The sequence below is a fragment of the Mycobacterium sp. SMC-19 genome (assembly GCF_045310815.1).
GTDB lineage: Bacteria > Actinomycetota > Actinomycetes > Mycobacteriales > Mycobacteriaceae > Mycobacterium.
This window is the reverse complement of record NZ_JBJIAM010000003.1, coordinates 12382-31205: the sequence shown is the minus strand read 5'-3', so window position 1 is coordinate 31205 and position 18824 is coordinate 12382. Positions and strand designations below refer to the sequence as shown.

20 protein-coding genes are annotated in these 18824 nt (G+C 66.5%); 4 read left to right on the top strand and 16 right to left on the bottom strand.

Going from position 1 to position 18824, the window contains the following annotated elements; translation table 11 throughout:
* Positions 1 to 49: 49 nt before the first annotated feature.
* The 13 genes from ACJH5R_RS07645 to ACJH5R_RS07585 all read right to left on the bottom strand — a co-directional run bounded on the left by ACJH5R_RS07645 (position 50) and on the right by ACJH5R_RS07585 (position 12302).
* A complete protein-coding gene (locus ACJH5R_RS07645) occupies positions 50 to 589 on the bottom strand; it encodes a hypothetical protein (protein WP_406781652.1) in 540 nt (179 codons plus the stop codon).
* A gap of 17 nt (positions 590 to 606) precedes the next feature.
* Positions 607 to 1113, bottom strand: coding sequence for a mammalian cell entry protein (locus ACJH5R_RS07640; RefSeq protein ID WP_406781651.1), 507 nt, complete (start codon positions 1111 to 1113; stop codon positions 607 to 609).
* Entirely contained in the window at positions 1092 to 1763 is a 672-nt protein-coding gene (locus ACJH5R_RS07635) for a mammalian cell entry protein (RefSeq protein ID WP_406781650.1), read from the bottom strand. The genes ACJH5R_RS07640 and ACJH5R_RS07635 overlap by 22 nt, the downstream gene beginning before the upstream one ends.
* The gene (locus ACJH5R_RS07630; RefSeq protein ID WP_406781649.1) at positions 1760 to 3457 is read right to left on the bottom strand and encodes an MCE family protein; all 1698 of its coding nucleotides are present in this window, start codon (positions 3455 to 3457) and stop codon (positions 1760 to 1762) included. Before ACJH5R_RS07630 ends, ACJH5R_RS07635 begins: the two co-directional genes overlap by 4 nt.
* A gap of 6 nt (positions 3458 to 3463) precedes the next feature.
* A complete protein-coding gene (locus tag ACJH5R_RS07625; protein WP_406781648.1) occupies positions 3464 to 4636 on the bottom strand; it encodes an MCE family protein in 1173 nt (390 codons plus the stop codon).
* Between the two features lie 11 nt (positions 4637 to 4647).
* A complete protein-coding gene (locus tag ACJH5R_RS07620) occupies positions 4648 to 5982 on the bottom strand; it encodes an MCE family protein (RefSeq protein WP_406781647.1) in 1335 nt (444 codons plus the stop codon).
* Positions 5979 to 7064 carry a virulence factor Mce family protein gene (locus ACJH5R_RS07615; RefSeq protein WP_406781646.1) on the bottom strand — a complete coding sequence of 362 codons (1086 nt, stop codon included), beginning with the start codon at positions 7062 to 7064 and terminating at the stop codon, positions 5979 to 5981. Before ACJH5R_RS07615 ends, ACJH5R_RS07620 begins: the two co-directional genes overlap by 4 nt.
* Complete coding sequence (locus tag ACJH5R_RS07610; RefSeq protein WP_406781645.1) at positions 7024 to 8061, bottom strand: MCE family protein; 1038 nt, start codon at positions 8059 to 8061, stop codon at positions 7024 to 7026. Before ACJH5R_RS07610 ends, ACJH5R_RS07615 begins: the two co-directional genes overlap by 41 nt.
* Positions 8061 to 9260, bottom strand: a complete 1200-nt coding sequence (locus ACJH5R_RS07605) for an MCE family protein (RefSeq protein WP_406781644.1) — start codon at positions 9258 to 9260, stop codon at positions 8061 to 8063. The genes ACJH5R_RS07610 and ACJH5R_RS07605 overlap by 1 nt, the downstream gene beginning before the upstream one ends.
* Positions 9261 to 9272: 12 nt before the next feature.
* On the bottom strand, positions 9273 to 10115 hold the full coding sequence (locus ACJH5R_RS07600) for an MlaE family ABC transporter permease (RefSeq protein ID WP_406781643.1): 843 nt from the start codon (positions 10113 to 10115) through the stop codon (positions 9273 to 9275).
* Positions 10112 to 10876: an ABC transporter permease gene (locus tag ACJH5R_RS07595; RefSeq protein WP_046286802.1), complete on the bottom strand. Its 765-nt coding sequence runs from the start codon at positions 10874 to 10876 to the stop codon at positions 10112 to 10114. Before ACJH5R_RS07595 ends, ACJH5R_RS07600 begins: the two co-directional genes overlap by 4 nt.
* Positions 10877 to 11116: 240 nt before the next feature.
* Entirely contained in the window at positions 11117 to 12028 is a 912-nt protein-coding gene (locus tag ACJH5R_RS07590) for a 3-oxoacyl-ACP reductase (RefSeq protein ID WP_406759651.1), read from the bottom strand.
* 79 nt (positions 12029 to 12107) lie between these two features.
* Complete coding sequence (locus tag ACJH5R_RS07585) at positions 12108 to 12302, bottom strand: ferredoxin (RefSeq protein ID WP_024442226.1); 195 nt, start codon at positions 12300 to 12302, stop codon at positions 12108 to 12110.
* Positions 12303 to 12495: 193 nt separating this feature from the next.
* Between ACJH5R_RS07585 and ACJH5R_RS07580 the strand changes: the two genes are divergently transcribed.
* Entirely contained in the window at positions 12496 to 13674 is a 1179-nt protein-coding gene (locus ACJH5R_RS07580; protein ID WP_406759652.1) for an acyl-CoA dehydrogenase family protein, read from the top strand.
* A 34-nt stretch (positions 13675 to 13708) separates the two neighbouring features.
* A complete protein-coding gene (locus ACJH5R_RS07575; protein WP_406781642.1) occupies positions 13709 to 14806 on the top strand; it encodes an acyl-CoA dehydrogenase family protein in 1098 nt (365 codons plus the stop codon).
* An 8-nt stretch (positions 14807 to 14814) separates the two neighbouring features.
* Here ACJH5R_RS07575 and ACJH5R_RS07570 read toward each other — a convergent pair whose 3' ends face one another.
* Positions 14815 to 15315 (bottom strand): nuclear transport factor 2 family protein, encoded by a 501-nt coding sequence (locus ACJH5R_RS07570; RefSeq protein ID WP_406781641.1) that lies wholly within the window; start codon positions 15313 to 15315, stop codon positions 14815 to 14817.
* A 29-nt stretch (positions 15316 to 15344) separates the two neighbouring features.
* Here ACJH5R_RS07570 and fadD17 point away from each other — a divergent pair, with 29 nt between their 5' ends.
* The gene (gene fadD17 / locus ACJH5R_RS07565; RefSeq protein ID WP_406781640.1) at positions 15345 to 16862 is read left to right on the top strand and encodes a long-chain-fatty-acid--CoA ligase FadD17; all 1518 of its coding nucleotides are present in this window, start codon (positions 15345 to 15347) and stop codon (positions 16860 to 16862) included.
* Positions 16863 to 16890: 28 nt separating this feature from the next.
* On the opposite strand, the gene ACJH5R_RS07560 is transcribed toward fadD17, so the two are convergent.
* Positions 16891 to 17385: an RICIN domain-containing protein gene (locus tag ACJH5R_RS07560; protein ID WP_406781639.1), complete on the bottom strand. Its 495-nt coding sequence runs from the start codon at positions 17383 to 17385 to the stop codon at positions 16891 to 16893.
* A 52-nt stretch (positions 17386 to 17437) separates the two neighbouring features.
* Positions 17438 to 17872 (bottom strand): DUF6636 domain-containing protein, encoded by a 435-nt coding sequence (locus ACJH5R_RS07555; protein WP_406759657.1) that lies wholly within the window; start codon positions 17870 to 17872, stop codon positions 17438 to 17440.
* A gap of 161 nt (positions 17873 to 18033) precedes the next feature.
* On the opposite strand from ACJH5R_RS07555, the gene ACJH5R_RS07550 reads away from it, so the two are divergent.
* Positions 18034 to 18783 (top strand): hypothetical protein, encoded by a 750-nt coding sequence (locus ACJH5R_RS07550; RefSeq protein WP_406759673.1) that lies wholly within the window; start codon positions 18034 to 18036, stop codon positions 18781 to 18783.
* The last annotated feature ends 41 nt before the right edge of the window (positions 18784 to 18824 follow it).

The window sequence follows — 18824 nt, the reverse complement described above, 5'->3', positions numbered from 1 at the left end:
GACGGCGCCGACCCGCTACGCCCGGCTGGCGCCGCGCTTGCGATCGACGCTAGCTACACAGATGCTGCGGGTTGTCCTGGCAGTTCAGCGGGTAGTGGATGACCGGGTTCGGCAACGGCGAGACGAACGTCAGCGTGAACGCGCGCTTGCTCAACCCGGGCTGCAGCCCACACACCGCATTGTGCGCGGTGGTGTAGGTGCCGCGCAGCGACGTGTCGAACTGGTACATCTCGTCACTGCCGGCGGTGCTGCCATCGGAGCACCGGGTGCCTGCCAGCAGCGGTGTCTTGTAGGTCCACTGGCCGTTCGACAGCCGGTAGGCCCCGGCCTGTCCGGGCGGTCCGTTGCTTTCGACCTGTAGCTTGCAGCCCACGGCCAGGTGCAGCGGCACTCGGCCGTCGCCGACGGTCGGGACGCACAGTGGATAGATCGTCCAGGTCGCGGTCTTCGCACCGTCGTTGTAGGTGTAGACGCCCTCGACTGTGCCTTCCGGTGCTGCATCGTCGTCGGCGCCGGCTTGACCCGCCAGCCCGGTGGCCGCCGTCATCGCCGCAACAAAGGCGACCAGACCACGAACGAGTTTCCCCATGGCGCTCATCCTTTCAGCTAGATCGGCACGATATTGCTGATCAGCCACTTGCGGTCGATCTTGCGGAAGTCGACCCGCAGGCGACTGCCCTCGTAGTACTTCTCCTTGGACTTGCCGGTCACAGTGCGGTTGACGAAGACCAGCACCGAACCGGAAGTCCGATGCGACGGCATGGCAGCGATGCCGACGATGTCGACCTGGTTCACCAGTTGCTGCGCGCGGGCCTGCGGAATGATGTCGTTGACCACCCGGGCTTCGAACTCGCGTCGGTAGTCCCCGGTGAACATCGGGTACGTCTCGGTCAGGCTGCCTTCCACCGTCTTGTACTCGTAGCCGAGCACTTTGGGGATCTCGTCCTTCGCCAGTTGGACCAACTCGGTGCGGGCCAATTGTTCACCCCGCGCCTCGACCCGGCTCCAGTACAGTGATCCCGCCGCGGCACCCAACCCCACGAACGCGCCGATCAATCCGACCACGACCGCGAGCCATATCCACCGGCGCGTCATCGGCTGCCGTCCGGCCATTTGAGGTCGTAGGCGGACATATTGCCCGCATCGTCTTCGTGCACGACCACCCGCAAGGCGTAGGGCTGCGACGGCTTGTTGACGCCATCCACATCGGTGGCGGTGGCCCGCATCGCCACCAGCACCGACGCGTTGGCAGAGACATTATCGACGCTTTCGAGAGCCGCGGCGTTGATGACGGCTTCGGAGCTGTGCTTGGTCTCCCGCAGCAACGCCTTGAGGTTCTCGGCGTTCGCGGCCATCGTGTCGCGCAGCGGCCCGCTGGTGCCCGCCACGAACAGGTCCACCTGGTCGCTGATGGTGTCGGGCGTATAGGTGTACATGTTCAGCACGGTCTGGATCGCGGCGTCGACGAATCGCTGGTCCCGCTGCTGCGCCATGTCGGCATGCCGGTGTTGCACCGCCAGCGCGCCGACCATCCCGCCCAGCAGGATGGATGCCGCGAGCCCGGCGGCGCCCGCCAGTTGCGCGGTCTTGCGGGCGTTGGGTCGCCGCCGCGGCGGCGGTCCGGCCGGCCGAACCGCCCGCACCGCGGCTCGGCTGGGTGCCGGAATCCGAACGGTGGCCGGCGTTGGTTCGGCGGCATCACCCGCTGGACCCGCAGCCCGCGAGGCCCGGCGCCGGACCTTCGCGTCGTCGGGTCCGGTCACGTCTGCCTCGGCGCGAGCATCAGGTCAGCCCAGTTCTCCGCGGGCAGCCACTTGTCCGAGCCGGAGACGAACACTCCGCTGTTGCCGGCCGGATCCACGAACTTGCCGGACCGGTCGTAGGTGCTGTACGCGACGCCGCTGGCCTCGGCGGGCAACGGTCCCGGAGCCGGACCGGGAGCCGGACCCGGCGCTGGGTCACGCCCGTAGGCAGGCAGGCCACCGTTGCCCCCGGGGCTGGTCGGCATGTTCTGGTCCGGTGGCGCGTAGTAGGGCCACGGCGCCGGCGGGTTGGGGCCGAGCTGATTCGGCGGGTACGGCAGCGGGTACGGCGGGTTGGGCGCCGGGCCGGGGCCGGCGGGGACACCCGGCGGCAACGCCACGACCGGCGGGCCCGGGTCGTAATCCGACGACGGCGGGATGTAGGGGAACTTGTTCATCGGAGTCAGCATCCGCGGATCGGTGATAGGGGTGTCATACGGGACGGGCGGGCCGCGCCAGGTGTTACTGCCGACCGGGACGTAGCCGCGCGGGTCGCGGCAGAGCTGGATGGTCGGCGCCCGCTTGCCCGGATACTCCATGCAGGGGTAGTTGCGGGCACCGCGGACCGCAGACGGGTCGTTCTGCGCGGCTTTGCAGTACAGATCCTTGGGCAACTCGCGGACGGTTTCGTCGGCCGGTGTGCGCATCTCGGTGAACGGCAAGAAACCGACGGTGCACGGCGGCGGGTCATGCATGTCGATCTTGAAGTCCAGCTTCACGCCCTCTTCCATCGGCACGCCGCCGGCGACGGTCATCAGGGCGGCCGCCAGCGCGGGGAAGACCACCAGCGCCTGCTCGATGGAGTTGCGATAGATGACCCCGACCCGCCCGAAGTTGGCGATGCTGGCCGCCAGCGACGGGAACGACGCACGGATTCCGCCGAAGGTGGTGTTGGCCTCGTCGGTGACGCTGGGCAACGTCTGCAGCACCTCGCGGAGCTGCGGGTCGGCGTTGCGGACCTCGGTGGTGACCACGGCCAGCGACTGAGCCAGCTTCCGGATGCCGTCGCCGCTGCGGATCTGGGCGTCCAGCAACGGTTCGAACTGGTCGATCAGCTTCGAAGTCGCGTCGAAGTTGTCATTGGCCTCATCGACCAACTGCCGTGACGAGGCGATCATCCGAGCCAGTTCCTGCCCGGAGCCGTTGAAGCCGTCGAATGCACTGTGCAGCAGGTCGCGAAGGCGGCTGTTGGCGACGCTGTCGACCAGCGACTGCGCCTGATCGAGCAGTCCGGCGATGTCCTGGCCGATCGCGGTGCGGTCCTGGCCGATACGCGCGCCGTTGCGCAGCACCCCGGAGGCCGTCTCCCCTGCCGGCGGGACCAGGTCGATGTACTGCTCACCGATCGCAGACATGCTCTTCACGGTGGCGGTGACATTGCCCGGGATCTTGGTGCTGCTGTTGAGCCGCATTTCGGCGTCGAGGCCATGGTCGGTGAGGTGAATGTCGCCGACCCTGCCCACCGTCACGCCGCGGTAGGTCACGTTGGCGCTCTTGTAGATGCCACCGCCGCCGATGAAGTCGGCCGTCACCTTGTAGGTGCCGATGCCGATCCGGCTCGGCGCGTGCAGGTACAGAATCGAGATCGCGCCGACGGCCAGCACGGTGACCACGGCGAAGATCCCGAGCTGGATTCGGACGAGGCGGGTCAGCATCGCAGGTCATTCCTCATAGTGGACAGCCGTGCCTGGCGGAATCTTGAACGGGTCGGCCGCCTGTCCGGACAGGTTCGCCATCTGACCGATCAAGAAGTCGGGCGGGTTCAGGACGTCATGCATGTGCGGCATGTTCGGGTCGAAACCACCCGTGGTGAACACGGTTTCGCCGAATCGCCGCAGTGTCATGTCGAAGGTGACATAGACGTTGAGGAAGTCGCCGCGCACCGCGTTGCGCAGGTACATCGACGGGAACGGGAACGTCGGGATGAACGGGAACGCCGCTACCAACTCGTTGGCGTTGTCGGCGAAGGCCTTGACGATCGGGTAGAGGTCCTTGATGTCGGCCGCGAAGTCTTCCTTGGTCTCGGTCATGATCCGTGATCCGACCACGGCCAATCGCTGCAGGGCCCCGAACGCATCGACGATGTTGGCGCGGTTGTCGTTGAGCACCGCCAGTGCGCCCGGCATGGTGTCCAGCGCCCGCGCCAGGCTGGGGGCGCTACGGGCCAGGGTTGCCCCAACCCGATTCAGACCCTCGGCGGCCGCGACGATCTCGCGGGCTTGGCGGTCCAGCGATGCGGTGAGTTCGGCTAGCCGGGGCACCAGGGTGGCAAAGGTACCGGCCCGCCCAGCGACGGCGGCATAGGTCTCCTCGGTGATGTCCTGCAGCGCACCAAGATTGCCCTGGTTCACCACCACACCCAGCGACGACAACACCTCTTCAGTGCTGGGGTAGCGCCCGGTCCGGCTGAGCGGGATCTCATCGCCGGGGGCGAGTTTGCCGACCGCAGGCTGGTCGTACGGTGCCGACAGCTCGATGTGCTGGGAACCCAGCAACGAGGTCTGGGCCACTTTCGCGGTGGCGTTGGCCGGCAATGCGACGTTGCCGTCCAGCGACAGCTTGACCGCAGCGTAGAAACTGCCGTCCGGCTGTTGCACCGCCCGAATGCCCGAGATGCTGCCGACCGTCACGTCATCGACCATCACCGGCGAGTTCTGCGGCAGCGTGGTCACATCCGGCAGCTGCACCGTGATGCTGTACGAACCGCGGCCGTGGCCCGCGGTTCCCGGCATGCTCAGCGAGTTCAGCCCGCCGAACTGGCAGCCCGACAACACCAGGGCACCGGCCCCCAGTACCGCTCCCCGTCGGCCGACCCGCCGCGCGGCTCCGGCCATCGACTTCACCTTCATCCGCCCTCCCGTGGTGCGCCGGCACCGGGTCGCGCCGGCCCCGTCGGGCCGGGCGCCGTGCCCAGCTGCCCCGGCGCCGGCGGCGGCAGGAACAGTGCGGCGACATCTTCGGTGCTCGGCGGCGTGACACCCGGTGCGGGCAGCCACTTCAGGTAGGGCACCGGGGTCTGCGCCTTTGCCTCGGTCTCGGGCGTGTCGTAGATGATCTGGCCCTTGTAGGCGGTGATCGAGTTGATCGGGTGGAACAAGAACGGCAGGAAGTTCATCGACCAGCGCCGCATGACCGGCCCCATGCGCTCCTTGCAGATCTCCGCCCGCTTGAAGTTGTCCGGCACCGAGCCGATGTCGAAGACACCGCCGCAGATGAACTGGACCGGGTTGGCGAAGTCGGGCAGGGAGAGCAAGCCGGCGAGCGTGCCCTGCGCGGGGTTGTAGATGTTGTAGAAGTTGACCAGGCCGTGCGGGGTGATGTGCAGGACCTGCTCGAAGTTCTCGCTCTGATCCGACAGCGTCTGGGCGAACTCCGAGAGCTTGTTGACCTGCGCGATCAACGCGTCGTTGTTGTTGTGCAGGAAGCCGCGCACATCGCGCAGCGCCTGGTTGAGGGTTCCCAGCGTGACGTCCAGGTCGGCCGAGCTGTCGGCCAGCACCGCCGACACCGCCGCAACGTGGTCGGTGAACTGCACGATCTGCTCGTTGCTGCCCGACAGAGCGTCGACCAGCACTTGCAGATTCTTGACGGTCCCGAACAGGTCGGTGCGCGAGTCCCCGAGCCGGCCAGAGGTCGCCGACAGTTCACGCAGTGCGTTGCGGAACGAATCGCCCTTGCCGTCGAAGGTGTCCGCGGCCTGGTTGACGAAGGCGCTGAGTGCGCCGTTGAGCTTGCCCTGCTCAGGACCAAGTTGCGCGCTGAGCTGGGTCAGTTCCTGCTTGACCTCGTCCCATTCGACCGGCACGGCAGTGCGGTCTTCGCCGAGCACCGCCCCGTCGGCCAGCTTCGCACCTTCGGTGTAGGCCGGGGCCAGCTGGATGACGCGGGCGGAGACGATATTCGGTGCCATGAGCACCGCATGGACGTCGGCGGGCAGCGGCACGTCCTTGTTCACCGTCATGGTGATCTTGACGTTCTCGGCCCGTGGCTCGATGGATTGGATGCGACCGACCGGAACCCCGACCACTCGGACGTCGTCGCCCGGGTAAAGGCCCACCGCCGAGGCGAAGTAGCCGGTGATGCGGTAGCTGCGCTGCGCAGGCAGCACGACATATGCGGCGGTCGCCAGCAGTACGGCCAGCAGCCCGGCGAGGACAAGGCGTGAAGTTCGGCGCGTCATGGTGACTTCGGCTTAATGATCGTGCGCTCGGAAATCATCCCGCGCAGGTAGTCGGCCAGGCTGTCGGGGAGCTTGCCGGGCTGGAAGAACATGTCGACCATCACCTCTGACATGGTGGGCGGCGGTAGGCCGTACAGGTTGATCTGGAAGCCCGGCCCCGAGGCCACCACCTCGCCGAGTGTGGTGGCGTATCCGGGCAGCCGCTCCAGCGCTCCGGCGATCCGGTCCTTGCGCTCGATCATGTTGTCCAACACCAGGTTGAGCTTGTTCAGGGTCGGACCGATCTCTTTCTCATTATCGGTCACGAATCCGGAAAGCTGTTGCGACACATCGTCGATACCGCTGATCAGCGCGCCAAGGGCCTGCCGACGCTCATCGAGGGCCGCAAACAACTGATTGCCGTCGAGCACCAGCCGGTTCACCTGGTCAGCACGCTGATTGAGCACACCGGTGACCGACTTGGCGTGAGTCAGCAACTGACCCAACGCTTCGTCGCGGCGGTTGATGCTGCGCGACAGGGAAGTCACCCCGTCCAGCGCTCCCCGCAGTTGCGGGGTCGCCTCGCGCATCGAGTCGGTGAGCACCTGCAGGGCCTCTTCGAATCGTGGCTTGTCCAGATCGCGGGCGTTGCCGCCGAGGTCTTGCAGTGCGTTATTGAGCGTGTACGGGGCACGCGTGCGCTCGAGCGGGATCGAAGTGACCGAACCGCCGCCGGCGGGAGTGATCGACAGGGCCTTCTCACCCAGCACGGTGTCGGTGCGAATGGCGGCCAACGACTGATCCCCCACCCGGACCTTGCGGTCGACGGTGAAGTCCACCTTCGCGCTGGCCCCCGCCAGTGACACCGACTTGACCTTGCCCACCCGGATCCCGGACACCGTCACGTCGTTGCCCGGGATGATGCCGCCGGCATCGGCGAAATAGCCGTGATACGTCTTGCCCTGCGGCCAGAACGGCAAGCTGGTGTAACCGAACGACACCAACACCAGGCACGCCACCAACGCGATGCCCAACAGACCCGTGCGAACCGGGTTTACGCCGTCAGTTTTTGACAGGAGAGCACCTCCCCTTGCTCGTGTCATTCTGGCCGCCCATGGGCAGCGTGATGTCGCTGCCGGCGGGGCCATTGAATTTCAGCGCGACCGTGCAGTAGTTGATGTTGAAGAACGAGCCGTAAGCGCCCAACGCATTGAGCCGCAGGTAGTTCTCCTCCAACGGGTCGATGACGTCGTTCAGCTCCTGCTTGCGCTTATCCAGCACGGTGGCCAACGGCCGTGCGTTCTCGATCACGCCTTGCAGCGGTCGCCGGGTGCGGCGCAGGGTGTCGGCGAGGTCGTTCTCCACCGAGGACAGCGGTCCGATCGCCCCGGCGATCGCATCCTTGCCCTGCGCCAACCCGGTGATCAACTGCTGCAGCCGGTCGACCGTGGCGTCGAACTGCTCGCTCTTGTCGTCGACGGTGGTCAGCACAGTGTTGAGATTGTTGATCACGTCCCCGATGAGCTGGTCGCGAGAGGCCAGGGTGGTGGTGAAAGACGTGGTGCTGGCCAGCATCTGCGACAACGCACCGCCCTGACCCTGCAGCAGCTCGATGAGCGCGCTGCTGATCTCGTTGATCTTGCCGCCGTCCAGGCCCTTCAGCAGCGGACGCATCCCGCCCAGCAGCGCGTCCAAGTCCAGGGCCGGCTGAGTGTGGTCTCGCGCGATGGTGCCGCCGGGCGGCAGCTTGCGCAATTCGCCTGCGCCCGAGGCGATCTCCAGGTACCGGTCGCCGACCAGATTCTCGTACCGGATCAAGGCGCGGGTCGAGTCGTAGAGCTGGTAGCGCTTGTCCACGTCGAACGTGACACTGACGTTGTTGTCCGGCGTCAACTCGACGCGTTTCACCGTACCCACCGGAATACCGGAGATCCGGACGTCCTCGCCGCCTTTGAGCCGGGAGGCATTGGAGAAATCAGCGTGATAGGTGTGGTTCGAGGCGAACCGGAATTCGCCGAACACCACCACCAGGCCGGCAGATACCAACAGCATGGCGATGGTGAAGATAGTGACCTTGATCAGCGTGCTGCGCGAGTTCATCAGTATTCATCCCGTTCCGCGAACGCACCGTTGAAGAGGAACTGCGCGGTGGAGGGCGCGTCGAACTGCACCTCGGTGTTGGGCTGGAACGGGATGTAGGCGCTGTCGGTCACCAGGAACGGCGACCGGAACCAGGAGCCCCCGTACTGCTTGCTGGGGATGTCCGGCAAGCCGCGGCAGTTCGGACCACCGGACGCGTTGGCCACCGGCAGGCTCTCCGGGTAGGTGTAGGCCGGCGCGCCCGGGATGAAGCTGGACTGCACGTAGAGAGCAGGCTTGGTGCCACCCAGCGACGGACCGAAACGCTCAAGCGCCCGCTGAATCCCCTTGAGCAGGCAGCCGAACTCCGGCGAGTACTCCGCCAGCAAACTGGACATGGCCCGGAAGCGCTGGACACCGGCGATGAAGTCGTCTGCGGCTGGAGCGAAGGTGTCGTAGCCGTTGTTGGCCAGCCCGGTCGTCGCCAGCAACGCCTTGCTCAGGTTCTCCCGCTGGTCAACCAGAGTCTTGCTGATCGTTGGGACGTTGTCGAATGTCGTCACCAGGTCCGGGGCGGCATCTCCGTAGATGTTGCCGACAACGGCGGTCTTGGCGAAGCCCGACTGGAGCTGCGGCAGTTTCGGATTGAGCTTTCCGAGATAGTTGTTCAACCCGGACAGCAGCCCGCCCAGGTTGTCGCCATTGCCCCGCAGGCCCTCGGCCAGCGCGCTGATCGACCCGTTGAGCTGGACCGGGTCGATCTTGTCGAGCACGTCGGTCAGCTTCTGGAACAGCGTGTTGACCTCCAGCTGGACAGCGGAGGCCTGAACGTTCGCGCCGTTGCGCAGCGTCGCACCCGAAGGCACCGGCGGCGGAATGAACTCCACCGACTTGGCCCCGAAGATGGTATTGCCGGCAATGTGAACCGCTGCATTCGACGGGATCTGATGCATCGCGGAGCTGTCGATGGACAGCAGGAGCTTGGCCTGGTCGCCCTGGTACTTGATCGACTTGACCTTGCCGACCTGGATCCCGCGGTACTTGACCTTGGCATCCTGCTCCATCACCAGGCCGGCGCGCGGTGAGGTGACGGTGACCTTGTCGGTGGAGCTGAAGACCGACACGTAGGACAGGTAGGTGAACACGGTGGCGGCAAGCAAGATCGCACCGAGGACTGCCGCAGCAATCCGTACCTGGGTACGCCTCGATCCCGTGTCCACGCTTGGTCCCTGCTATCCCGAGAGGTTGAAGTTGCCGGAGCCGCCGTAGACGGCAAGTGAAACGAACAGCGTAATGACGACGACGACGACCAGCGAGGTCCGCACGGCTTGACCGACCGCGATGCCCACGCCGACGGGGCCGCCGGCCGCGTTGAAGCCGTAGTTGGTGTGTACCAGCATCACCGCGATCGACATGATGATCGCCTGCAGGAAGGACCACAGCAGGTCTGTGGGGATCAAGAAGGTGTCGAAGTAGTGGTCGTAGAGGCCCGGTGACTGCGAGTTGATGAACACCGTGGTGGACCGGGCGGCGAAGAACGCGGCCAGCACTGACAGGGAATAGAGCGGGATGATCGCGATCAGACCCGCCACCAAACGCGTGGACACCAGATAGGACACCGCATGTACCGCCATCGATTCGACGGCGTCGATCTCTTCGGCGACGCGCATGGCGCCGAGCTGGGCGGTGGTGCCGGCCCCGATAGTGGCGGCCAGTGCGATCCCGGCAACCACCGGCGCCACAATCCGCACGTTGAGGAACGCCGACAAGAAGCCGGTCAACGCCTCGATGCCGATGTTGCCCAGCGAGGAGAAGCCCTGCACCGCGATCACGCCACCGGAGGCCAGGGTGAGGAAGGTGGCCACCCCGACCGTGCCGCCGATGATGGCCAGCGCGCCGGTTCCCATGGTGATCTCGGCGATCAGCCGGACGGTTTCCTTGCGGTACCGGGTCAGCGCGTTGGGGACGTATCGGATCGATTCGGCGTAGAACAACGCCTGCTCGCCGAAGTTGTCGACGGCCTTGGGCAGGCCGCGAAACATCCGCCGGAACCGCAACGTGGCGTCGTAACTCATTTCACCAACACCCGGACGCTGATCGCGGTCATGACGACGTTGATGACGAACAGACAAATAAAGGCATAGACGACGGTCTCATTGACCGCGTTGCCTACGCCCTGAGGGCCGCCCTTGGCGGTCAGTCCGCGGTAACAGCCGATCAGGCCGGCTGCCGTGCCGAACAGCAGCGCCTTGATCTCAGCCATCACCAGCTCGCCGAGCCCGGTGAGCACGGTCAACCCGTTGATGAAGGCGCCGGGGTTGACGCCCTGCAGAAAGACCGAGAACACATAGCCGCCGACCAGGCCGATCGCACACACCAGCCCGTTGAGCAGCAATGCGACGAACGTCGACGCGAGGGCCCTGGGTACCACCAGCCGTTGTATCGGGTCAATACCGAGCACCCGCATCGCGTCGATCTCTTCGCGGATGGTGCGGGCACCCAGGTCCGCGCAGATGGCGGTCGCACCCGCGCCGGCCACCACAAGCACGGTCACCACCGGGCCCAGCTGGGTGATGGTGCCGAACGCGGTACCGGCGCCGGACAGGTCGGCAGCGCCGATCTCGCGCAGCAGAATATTGAGGGTGAACGCCACCAGCACGGTGAACGGGATCGCGACCAGCACCGTCGGCAGCAGCGACACCCGGGCGATCATCCAGGTCTGGTCGAGGAATTCGCGGTACTGGAAAGGCCTGCGAAACATGGCCCGGAACGTCTCCAGGGACATCTCGACGAACCCGCCCACGGCCCGAGCCGGAACCGTGAGTTGTTCGATCAAGACACGTCCTTCCCTCAGGTCGGGCTTCCGGGGCATCGGTGGTCGCAAAACTGTATCCGGCAACCTCGTGCGATCGGCGTCATTCGTGCAATTCAGACGCCGCCTCACGTGAGCCGGATCATACTAACTAGAACACGTTCTCAGTGTCAAAGGACACGTTTCAGCGAGATTCCTGAGATATCCGCCCTGGTCACAGCATATTGTGACCCACGCCTCGCTATAACGCGTTCTAATTTTGTTCTAATCGCCGGACATCAGTTCGGACGCCGAGAAAGTCCGCGCCGGATCGCGGCCGGCGAAGTAATTGGCCAGCGTGTCGGACAGTCCGGCCGGGTCCCACGCCTGCCCATCGGCGCTGAACTTACGTTCCACGGTCGGCGCGGCCATCAGGGTTACCTCAGGTCCGTAGACCACGAAAACCTGACCGTTGACCGCGGCCGAGGCCGGGGATGCCAGGAACCGGACCAAGGTCACCACGTGCTCGGGCGACAAAGGATCGACATCTCCCGCAGCGCCTTCCGGGGCCTCACCGAACACATCGGCCGTCATCGCGGTGCGGGCCCGCGGGCAGATCGCGTTGGCAGAGACGCCGTAGCGGCTCAGCGCCCGGCTGGCCGAGAGCGTCAGCGCGGTGATCCCCGCCTTGGCCGCGCCATAGTTGGCCTGGCCGACCGGACCCATCAGGCCGGCCTCTGACGAGGTGTTGATGATGCGGCCGTACACGCTTCCATCGGCATCCTTGGCCTTCTGACGCCAGTAGGCAGCCGCATTGCGGGTCAAAAGGAAGTGTCCACGAAGGTGCACCGCGATCACGGCGTCGAAGTCGTCGTCGGACATGTTGAACAACATCCGGTCGCGGGTGATCCCGGCGTTGTTGACGACGATGTTCAGCCCGCCCAGCCCGTCGGCGGTGCTGACGAGCTCGTCGGCGGTGGACCGCTGGCTGATGTCACCGGCCACCGGCACGCCCTTACCGCCGGCCGCGGCGATCTCCTCGATGACGTCGGAGGACTCCAGCGCCGGAGCGATGTCGTTCACGACCACCGTCGCCCCGGAGCGGGCCAACCCGATCGCCTCAGCTCGGCCCAGGCCGGCGGCTGCGCCGGTCACCACTGCGACCTTGCCGGTCAGATCGATCGCGTTGTCAGTCATGTACGCCGCTCCTTTGCGTCACCGGCGCACTCATCGTCACCGGCGGTTATGAATACCTCTAGTCGTTGTTAGGGGGAGGCTAGTCGTCGACGCGGCGCAGCGCGGCCCGCGGGCACTCGGCGATGGCCTGCTCAGCGTGGGCTTCGCGGTCGGCGGGGACCGGGGCGAGTTTCACCTCTGCCTGCTCGTCATCGTTCAGATCGAACAGGTCGGGGTCGATTCCGACGCAAATCGCGTTGCCCTCGCAACGATCCAGATCTACCTCAACTCGCATGACATTCTCCTGTAAAAGCCCTGCGCCGACCGAGCGTTTCCGGCCGCCGTCATCCACTAGTGTCACCATACGATCCGACAGCGTTCCCACACGAGCCGCTAGGGCCGTTGGACCCCGGGACTAGAACGTGTTACAACGGGCTGTCGAACCAGAATCTTATCGTGACACCGATCACCAGCGAAGGACTCCCCCGATGCAGATCAGCTACACGCCGGCCCAAGAAGAGCTGCGCAGCGAACTGAGGTCCTACTTCACCACGCTGATGACGCCGGAGCGTCGTGAAGCCCTCAGCTCGACCCAGGGCGAGTACGGCACCGGCAACGTCTACCGCGAGACCGTGGCTCAGATGGGGCACGACGGTTGGCTGACGCTGAGCTGGCCGAAGGAGTACGGCGGCCAGGCACGTTCGCCGATGGAGCAGCTGATCTTCACCGACGAGGCCGCGATCGCCGGTGCCCCGGTGCCGTTCCTGACCATCAACAGCGTCGCGCCGACGATCATGGCGTTCGGCACCGAAGAGCAGAAGAAGTTCTTCCTGCCCAAGATCGCCGCCGGCGAGCTGCACTTCGCGATCGGCTACTCCGAGCCGGGCGCCGGCACCGACCTGGCCTCGCTGCGCACCACCGCGGTCCGTGACGGCGACGACTACGTGATCAACGGCCAGAAGATGTGGACGTCGCTGATCGCCTACGCCGACTACGTGTGGCTGGCGGCCCGGACCAACCCGGAAGCCAAGAAGCACCGCGGCATCTCGATGCTGATCGTGCCCACCACTGCCGAAGGCTTCTCCTGGACCCCGGTCCACACCATGGCCGGCCCGGACACCAGCGCTACCTACTACCAGGACGTGCGGGTGCCGGTGACCAGCCTGGTCGGCGAAGAGCACGCGGGCTGGAAGCTGGTGACCAACCAGCTCAACCACGAGCGCGTTGCCCTGGTCTCGGCGCAGCCGATCCTGCTGGCTCTCGAAGAGGTCCGCGAATGGGCACAGAACACCAAGGACGCCCACGGCAACCGGATCATCGACTCGCAGTGGGTCCAGCTCAACCTGGCCCGGGTGCTGGCCAAGGCCGAAGTGCTCAAGCTGATCAACTGGGAGCTGGCCTCGACTGACAAGGCCGCGCCGTCCCCGGCGGACGCCTCGGCGGCGAAGGTGTTCGGCACCGAGTTGGCCACCGAGGCCTACCGCCTGCTGATGGAGGTGCTCGGCACCGCCGCCACCGTGCGCCAGGACTCCCCCGGCGCACTGCTGCGCGGCCGGGTGGAGCGGATGCACCGGGCCTGCTTGATCCTGACCTTCGGCGGCGGCACCAACGAGGTGCAGCGCGACATCATCGGCATGGTCGCTCTGGGCCTGCCCCGTAACCGCTGACCTATTACCCCAAGGACTTTGGAGGCAAGTACCCATGGACTTCACCACTACCGAAGCATCTGACGACCTCTCGGGTCTGGTCGGCACCATCGTGGACGCGGTGTGCACGCCGGAGCGCCAGCGTGAGCTCGACGCGTTGGAGCAGCGTTTCGACACCGAGCTGTGGCGCAAGCTGATCGACGCCGACGTCGTGTCCAGTGCGGCGAGCGAGTCGCTGGGCGGCGGTGGTTTCGGCGTGCTCGAGCAGACGGCGATCCTGACCGCACTCGGCCGCCAACTGGCCGCGGTGCCCTACCTGGAGTCGGTGGTGCTGGCCGCCGAGACGCTGGCCAAGTTCGGTTCGGCCGAGCTGCAGCAGGCCTGGGGCGTCCCGGCCGTGGCCGGCGAGAAGGTCCTCACCGTCGCCCTCGACGGAGACATGGGCGAGGGCCCGGTCCGGGCGGCGACGGCCGACGGCGGCTACCGCCTCACCGGCACCCGCACCCAGGTCGGTTTCGCTTCGATCGCTGACGCCTTCCTGGTGGCAGCCGAAACCGATTCCGGCGCAGCGGTGTTCCTGGTCGCTGCCTCCGACCCTGGCGTGACGGTGACCTCGCTGGCCACCACCGGACGGGGCAGCGTTGGCCACCTGGAGCTGTCCGGGGTCACGGTAGAGGCCGGTCGCCTGGTCGGCGGCGCCGACGTACTCGACCACCTGATCAGCGTGGCGGCCTTGGGCCACAGCGCCTACCAGCTGGGCGTACTGGAGCGCGGCCTGGCCCTGACCGCCGAATACGCCCGCGAGCGCGAGCAGTTCGACAAGCCGATCGGCAGCTTCCAGGCGGTGTCGCAGCGGCTGGCCGACGGCTACATCGACGTCAAGGGGTTGCGCCTGACGCTGACCCAGGCGGCGTGGCGGATCAGTGAGGGGCTGCCGGCCACCACCCAGGTGGCCACCGCCGCATTCTGGGCGGCCGAGGCCGGTCACCGGGTGGCGCACAGCATCGTCCACATTCACGGCGGGGTCGGCATCGACATCGACCACCCGATCCACCGCTACTTCCTGGCCGCCAAGCAGACTGAGTTCGCACTTGGCGGCGCCACCGGACAGCTGCTGGCGATCGGCCGCGAACTGGCCGAAACGCCGGCGTAGTTGGTTGGCTAGCGGTTCAGCGCTTCACCGAACGTCACGTTGAACCCGGGCAGGTCTGTCAGGGCGATGGTGGCGTCGTAGGTGCGCTGGTAGCCGGTGTGGCTGAGCTTCCAGCCGTCGGAGGTGCGGCGGTAGGTGTCGTGATAGAAACCTGCCCCGATCAGCATCAGGTTGACGTCGGGCACGATCACCCGGTCCTGCAGGTACCAGATACCGGTGGCGGTGTCCGAGCCGGTGAGGGAGATCTCGGGGTGGTTCACCCGGTGCTCGGTGATGATGTTGCCGGGAAGCGAGTTCCGCATGAACTCCACCAGCGAGTCACGGTCGGCGAAGGTCTGCTTTTTGCCCATCGACTGGCCGTAGGCGGCGGTGACGTCCTCGGCCAGGGTGGCCGCGAAGTCGTCCCAGTGCTTGGTGTCCAATGCCCGCATGTAGCGGTACTTGACTCCCTTGATGGCGTCGATGTCGGCGATGGTTTTCAGGGCTGTAATGGCGTCGAAGTCGGTCACCGCTCTATTGCAACACTAATCTGATCACTATGTCAGCACCCACCCAAATTGACGAACAGTCCACCGTCACAGCGATGCTGGCCGCCCTAGCCGAGGTGGACGATCGCGGTGTGTTCTACGAGGACACCTTCGTCAGCTGGCGAGACCACATCGCTGCGGGCGCCCGGCTCGGTGCCGCGCTGCAGGCCCGGCTCGATCCGGACAAACCACCGCATGTCGGTGTGTTGCTGGGCAATACGCCGTTCTTCTCGATGATGCTGGTGGCGGCGGCACTGACCGGCATCGTGCCGGTGGGCTTGAACCCCACCCGCCGGGGCGCAGCCCTGGAGCGCGACGTAGCCCATGCGGATTGCCAGCTGGTGCTGGCCGACAACACCGCCGACGTCATGGTTCCCGGCATGATCGATGTCGAATCGCCCTCGTGGCAATCGGAATTGGCGGGCTATGACGGCACACCGGTGAGCTTCCGGGAGGCCGGCCCCGACGAGCTGTTCATGCTGATCTTCACCTCGGGCACCAGCGGTGACCCGAAGGCGGTGCGCTGCACCCAGTGGAAGGCGGCGTTCCCGGGGCTGATGCTCTCGCAGCGGTTCAGCCTGGGGACCTCGGATGTCTGCTATCTGTCGATGCCGCTGTTTCACTCCAACGCGGTGATGGCGGGCTGGTCGGTGGCGGTGGCCGCTGGCGCGTCGATCGCGTTGCGCCGCAAGTTCTCCGCTTCGGGGTTCATTCCCGACGTGCGCCGTTTCGGCGCCACCTACGCCAACTACGTGGGCAAACCGCTGTCGTACGTGCTGGCCACTCCGGCACAGCCCGACGACGCCGACAACCCGCTGCGGCTGCTGTACGGCAACGAGGGTGCACCCCGGGACCTGGAGCGCTTCGCGGCTCGGTTCGGGTGCACGGTGATCGACGCCTTCGGTTCGACCGAGGGCGGGGTGGCGATCGGGCGTACCCCGGACACCCCGGCCGGCGCGCTGGGGCCGCTGATCGACGGGAACACCATCATCGACGTCGAGACCGGCGTGCAGTGCCCGCCCGGGGTGGTCGGCGAGTTGGTGAATGCCAGTGGGCGTGGCCAATTCCGCGGCTACTACCGCGATCCCGAGGCCGAGGCGCAGCGGATGGCCGGCGGGATCTACCACTCCGGCGATCTGGCCTATCGGGACGAGGCCGGCTACGCCTACTTCGCCGGCCGGCTCGGCGACTGGATGCGGGTGGACGGCGAGAACTTGGGCACCGCACCGATCGAGCGGGTCCTGCTGCGCCACAATGCCGTCGCGCAGGTCGCGGTGTATCCCATCCCGGACCCCGCGGTGGGTGATCAGGTGATGGCCGCGCTGGTCCTGGCCCGAGGGGCCTCGTTCGACGCCGGCGACTTCCGCGCATTCCTGGCCGAGCAGCCCGACCTGGGCCCCAAGCAGTGGCCGTCGTATGTGCGGGTGGCCGAGGAATTGCCGCGCACCGAGACGTTCAAGGTGCTCAAGCGGGTGTTGACCGCCGAGGGCACCGAGTGCGCCGATCCGGTGTTCCCGATCCCCCGGTAGCGGCAGCCCGACACCCCTGCCAGCCGGGTCAGGAGATGACGTCCCAGCCTTGGTTCGGATCGCCGTTGCAGTAGCGGGCGGAGACCCACGTTCCCGGCCCTGGCCCGCCGAGGACTGTGAGGCAGTACCAACCCGTGTCGTTTTTCACCTGGCCGTTCGGGTCGACGTTCCAGTTCTGGGGCGCCATTGCGACACATGGACCGAGGTGCGCGAACATACCTTCGCCCGACGGATTCACATTGACCGCCGGATTGATCAGGCATCCGCCGGGAAAGGCGACGTTCTGCAGCTGCCGGCCGTTGCGATACCAGCGCTGGGAGTCAGAGTCCTCGCAGGGGTTGATCACCACCGCGGTGAAATAGTCCGCTCCGGGAGCGTCGAGACAGAAATCGCCCAGCCGACTGTTCAGTCGGACGGTGTCGTCGGCGGCCGCCACTCCAGCGATCCCCACCGCGACGCACAGCACCGCGGCGACCACGGCAAAAACCCGACCGACTCCGCCCATCCGCTGCAGCCGATGCATCGTTCGCTCCCTCTGTTTGGCGCCGGCCATCGAGCGCCGCAACCCATCGCGATCAGAACAGTTCGTAGGACTCACGACTGATCGCGAATCCGTGGTCATCACGGTTTTCGCAGCGGATACCGGACTTCTCGCTGACACAGGTGTAGGCGGTCGTCGCGTCACGATCGCCGTATTGCAGGACTCGGGCGTCACCGCCGAAGGTGGTGTCGCCGCCGCAGACGAATTTGGGTTTGCCGTGGACCTCGAGCACGACGCCCTGTCCGTATCCGGTCTGGCTGGCACAGTCCGACGGTCGCGGCGGCGGCGACCAATCACGGTCCTGAATGTCGCAGCGAACCGAGTCCGAATCCGCCAGGCATGCGATGTTTCCGCTGGGGGACTCGAAGAAGTGCATGTCCGGCTGGGCGGTGGCCGCAGGGGCACCGCCGATAATCACGAAGGTCAGAGCCGCGGTTGCTACCGCGATGGCGCCGACGGAAGGTCGCATGCCGCGACGATAGCCGCGTGCGGGAAAGAAGTACGCGATTTCGTCCGATGATTCACCTCAGCGGCCGCCCGCCGCGCCGCCCCCGTTCCGGCCACGTGGCGCGCAATACTGAATCAATGCCTGCTGCCCGCCGCTTGCTCGTCGCAGTCCTGGCCGCCGTCATGGCCCTCCCCCTGGCCCTGGCCTCCCCCGCCGCCGCCGAGCCCTTACAGGCCAGCTTCGCGCAGCTGGCCAACACCATTCCGGGCAACGTGGGCATCGCCTACGCCCCAGTCGGCCAGAACCAGGTGGGCACGCTCGGTTCCCTGCAGAACGGCGTCGCCTGGTCGACCATCAAGGTCCCGCTGGCGATCGCGGCGCTGCACGCCAACCGCCCGAACGCCCAGGACCTGGCCGCCAAGGCCGTCACGGCGTCCGACAACGACGCCGCCGAGCAGCTGTGGTCCGCGCTGGGTCCGGCGCCCCAGGCCGCCCAGCAGGTGCAGGCCGTCCTGCGGGCCGGCGGCGACGCGGGCACCGCGGTCGAATCCCGACGGCTGCGTCCAGAGTTCAGCGCCTTCGGCCAGACCCAGTGGCCACTGGCCCGCCAAGCGGTGTTCGCCGCCCACCTGCCGTGCATGGCCGTCGCTGCGCCCGTCTACAGCTTGATGCGTAACACCGTGCCCGACCAGCGCTGGGGGCTGGCCAGCATCGGCGCGCCGACCAAGGGCGGCTGGGGTCCCGGCCAGGGCGGCGGGTATCTGGTGCGCCAGTTCGGCGTCGTCGGCACGCCGGCCGGGTCGCTTGCGGTGGCGCTGGCCGCCGAGCCCAAAGACGGCAGCTTCGGATCCGGGATCGCGGCGCTCAACCAGATGACCCAGTGGCTCAGCGCCCATGCCGCCGAGCTACCGGGTGGCCGCTGCGCGGGGTAGGTTGGCCGCTAACCACGTGTTACCCGCCAGTAGGAGTTCAC

Excerpts from the sequence above, each read along its gene's own strand:
- ACJH5R_RS07645 (WP_406781652.1), bottom strand. The coding sequence starts at position 589 with ATGGGGAAACTCGTTCGTGGTCTGGTCGCCTTTGTTGCGGCGATGACG.
- ACJH5R_RS07640 (WP_406781651.1), bottom strand. The coding sequence starts at position 1,113 with ATGGCCGGACGGCAGCCGATGACGCGCCGGTGGATATGGCTCGCGGTC.
- ACJH5R_RS07630 (WP_406781649.1), bottom strand. The coding sequence starts at position 3,457 with ATGCTGACCCGCCTCGTCCGAATCCAGCTCGGGATCTTCGCCGTGGTC.
- ACJH5R_RS07625 (WP_406781648.1), bottom strand. The coding sequence starts at position 4,636 with ATGGCCGGAGCCGCGCGGCGGGTCGGCCGACGGGGAGCGGTACTGGGG.
- ACJH5R_RS07620 (WP_406781647.1), bottom strand. The coding sequence starts at position 5,982 with ATGACGCGCCGAACTTCACGCCTTGTCCTCGCCGGGCTGCTGGCCGTA.
- ACJH5R_RS07615 (WP_406781646.1), bottom strand. The coding sequence starts at position 7,064 with ATGACACGAGCAAGGGGAGGTGCTCTCCTGTCAAAAACTGACGGCGTA.
- ACJH5R_RS07610 (WP_406781645.1), bottom strand. The coding sequence starts at position 8,061 with ATGAACTCGCGCAGCACGCTGATCAAGGTCACTATCTTCACCATCGCC.
- ACJH5R_RS07600 (WP_406781643.1), bottom strand. The coding sequence starts at position 10,115 with ATGAGTTACGACGCCACGTTGCGGTTCCGGCGGATGTTTCGCGGCCTG.
- ACJH5R_RS07590 (WP_406759651.1), bottom strand. The coding sequence starts at position 12,028 with ATGACTGACAACGCGATCGATCTGACCGGCAAGGTCGCAGTGGTGACC.
- ACJH5R_RS07585 (WP_024442226.1), bottom strand. The coding sequence starts at position 12,302 with ATGCGAGTTGAGGTAGATCTGGATCGTTGCGAGGGCAACGCGATTTGC.
- ACJH5R_RS07580 (WP_406759652.1), top strand. The coding sequence starts at position 12,496 with ATGCAGATCAGCTACACGCCGGCCCAAGAAGAGCTGCGCAGCGAACTG.
- ACJH5R_RS07575 (WP_406781642.1), top strand. The coding sequence starts at position 13,709 with ATGGACTTCACCACTACCGAAGCATCTGACGACCTCTCGGGTCTGGTC.
- fadD17 (WP_406781640.1), top strand. The coding sequence starts at position 15,345 with ATGTCAGCACCCACCCAAATTGACGAACAGTCCACCGTCACAGCGATG.
- ACJH5R_RS07560 (WP_406781639.1), bottom strand. The coding sequence starts at position 17,385 with ATGCATCGGCTGCAGCGGATGGGCGGAGTCGGTCGGGTTTTTGCCGTG.
- ACJH5R_RS07555 (WP_406759657.1), bottom strand. The coding sequence starts at position 17,872 with ATGCGACCTTCCGTCGGCGCCATCGCGGTAGCAACCGCGGCTCTGACC.
- ACJH5R_RS07550 (WP_406759673.1), top strand. The coding sequence starts at position 18,034 with ATGGCCCTCCCCCTGGCCCTGGCCTCCCCCGCCGCCGCCGAGCCCTTA.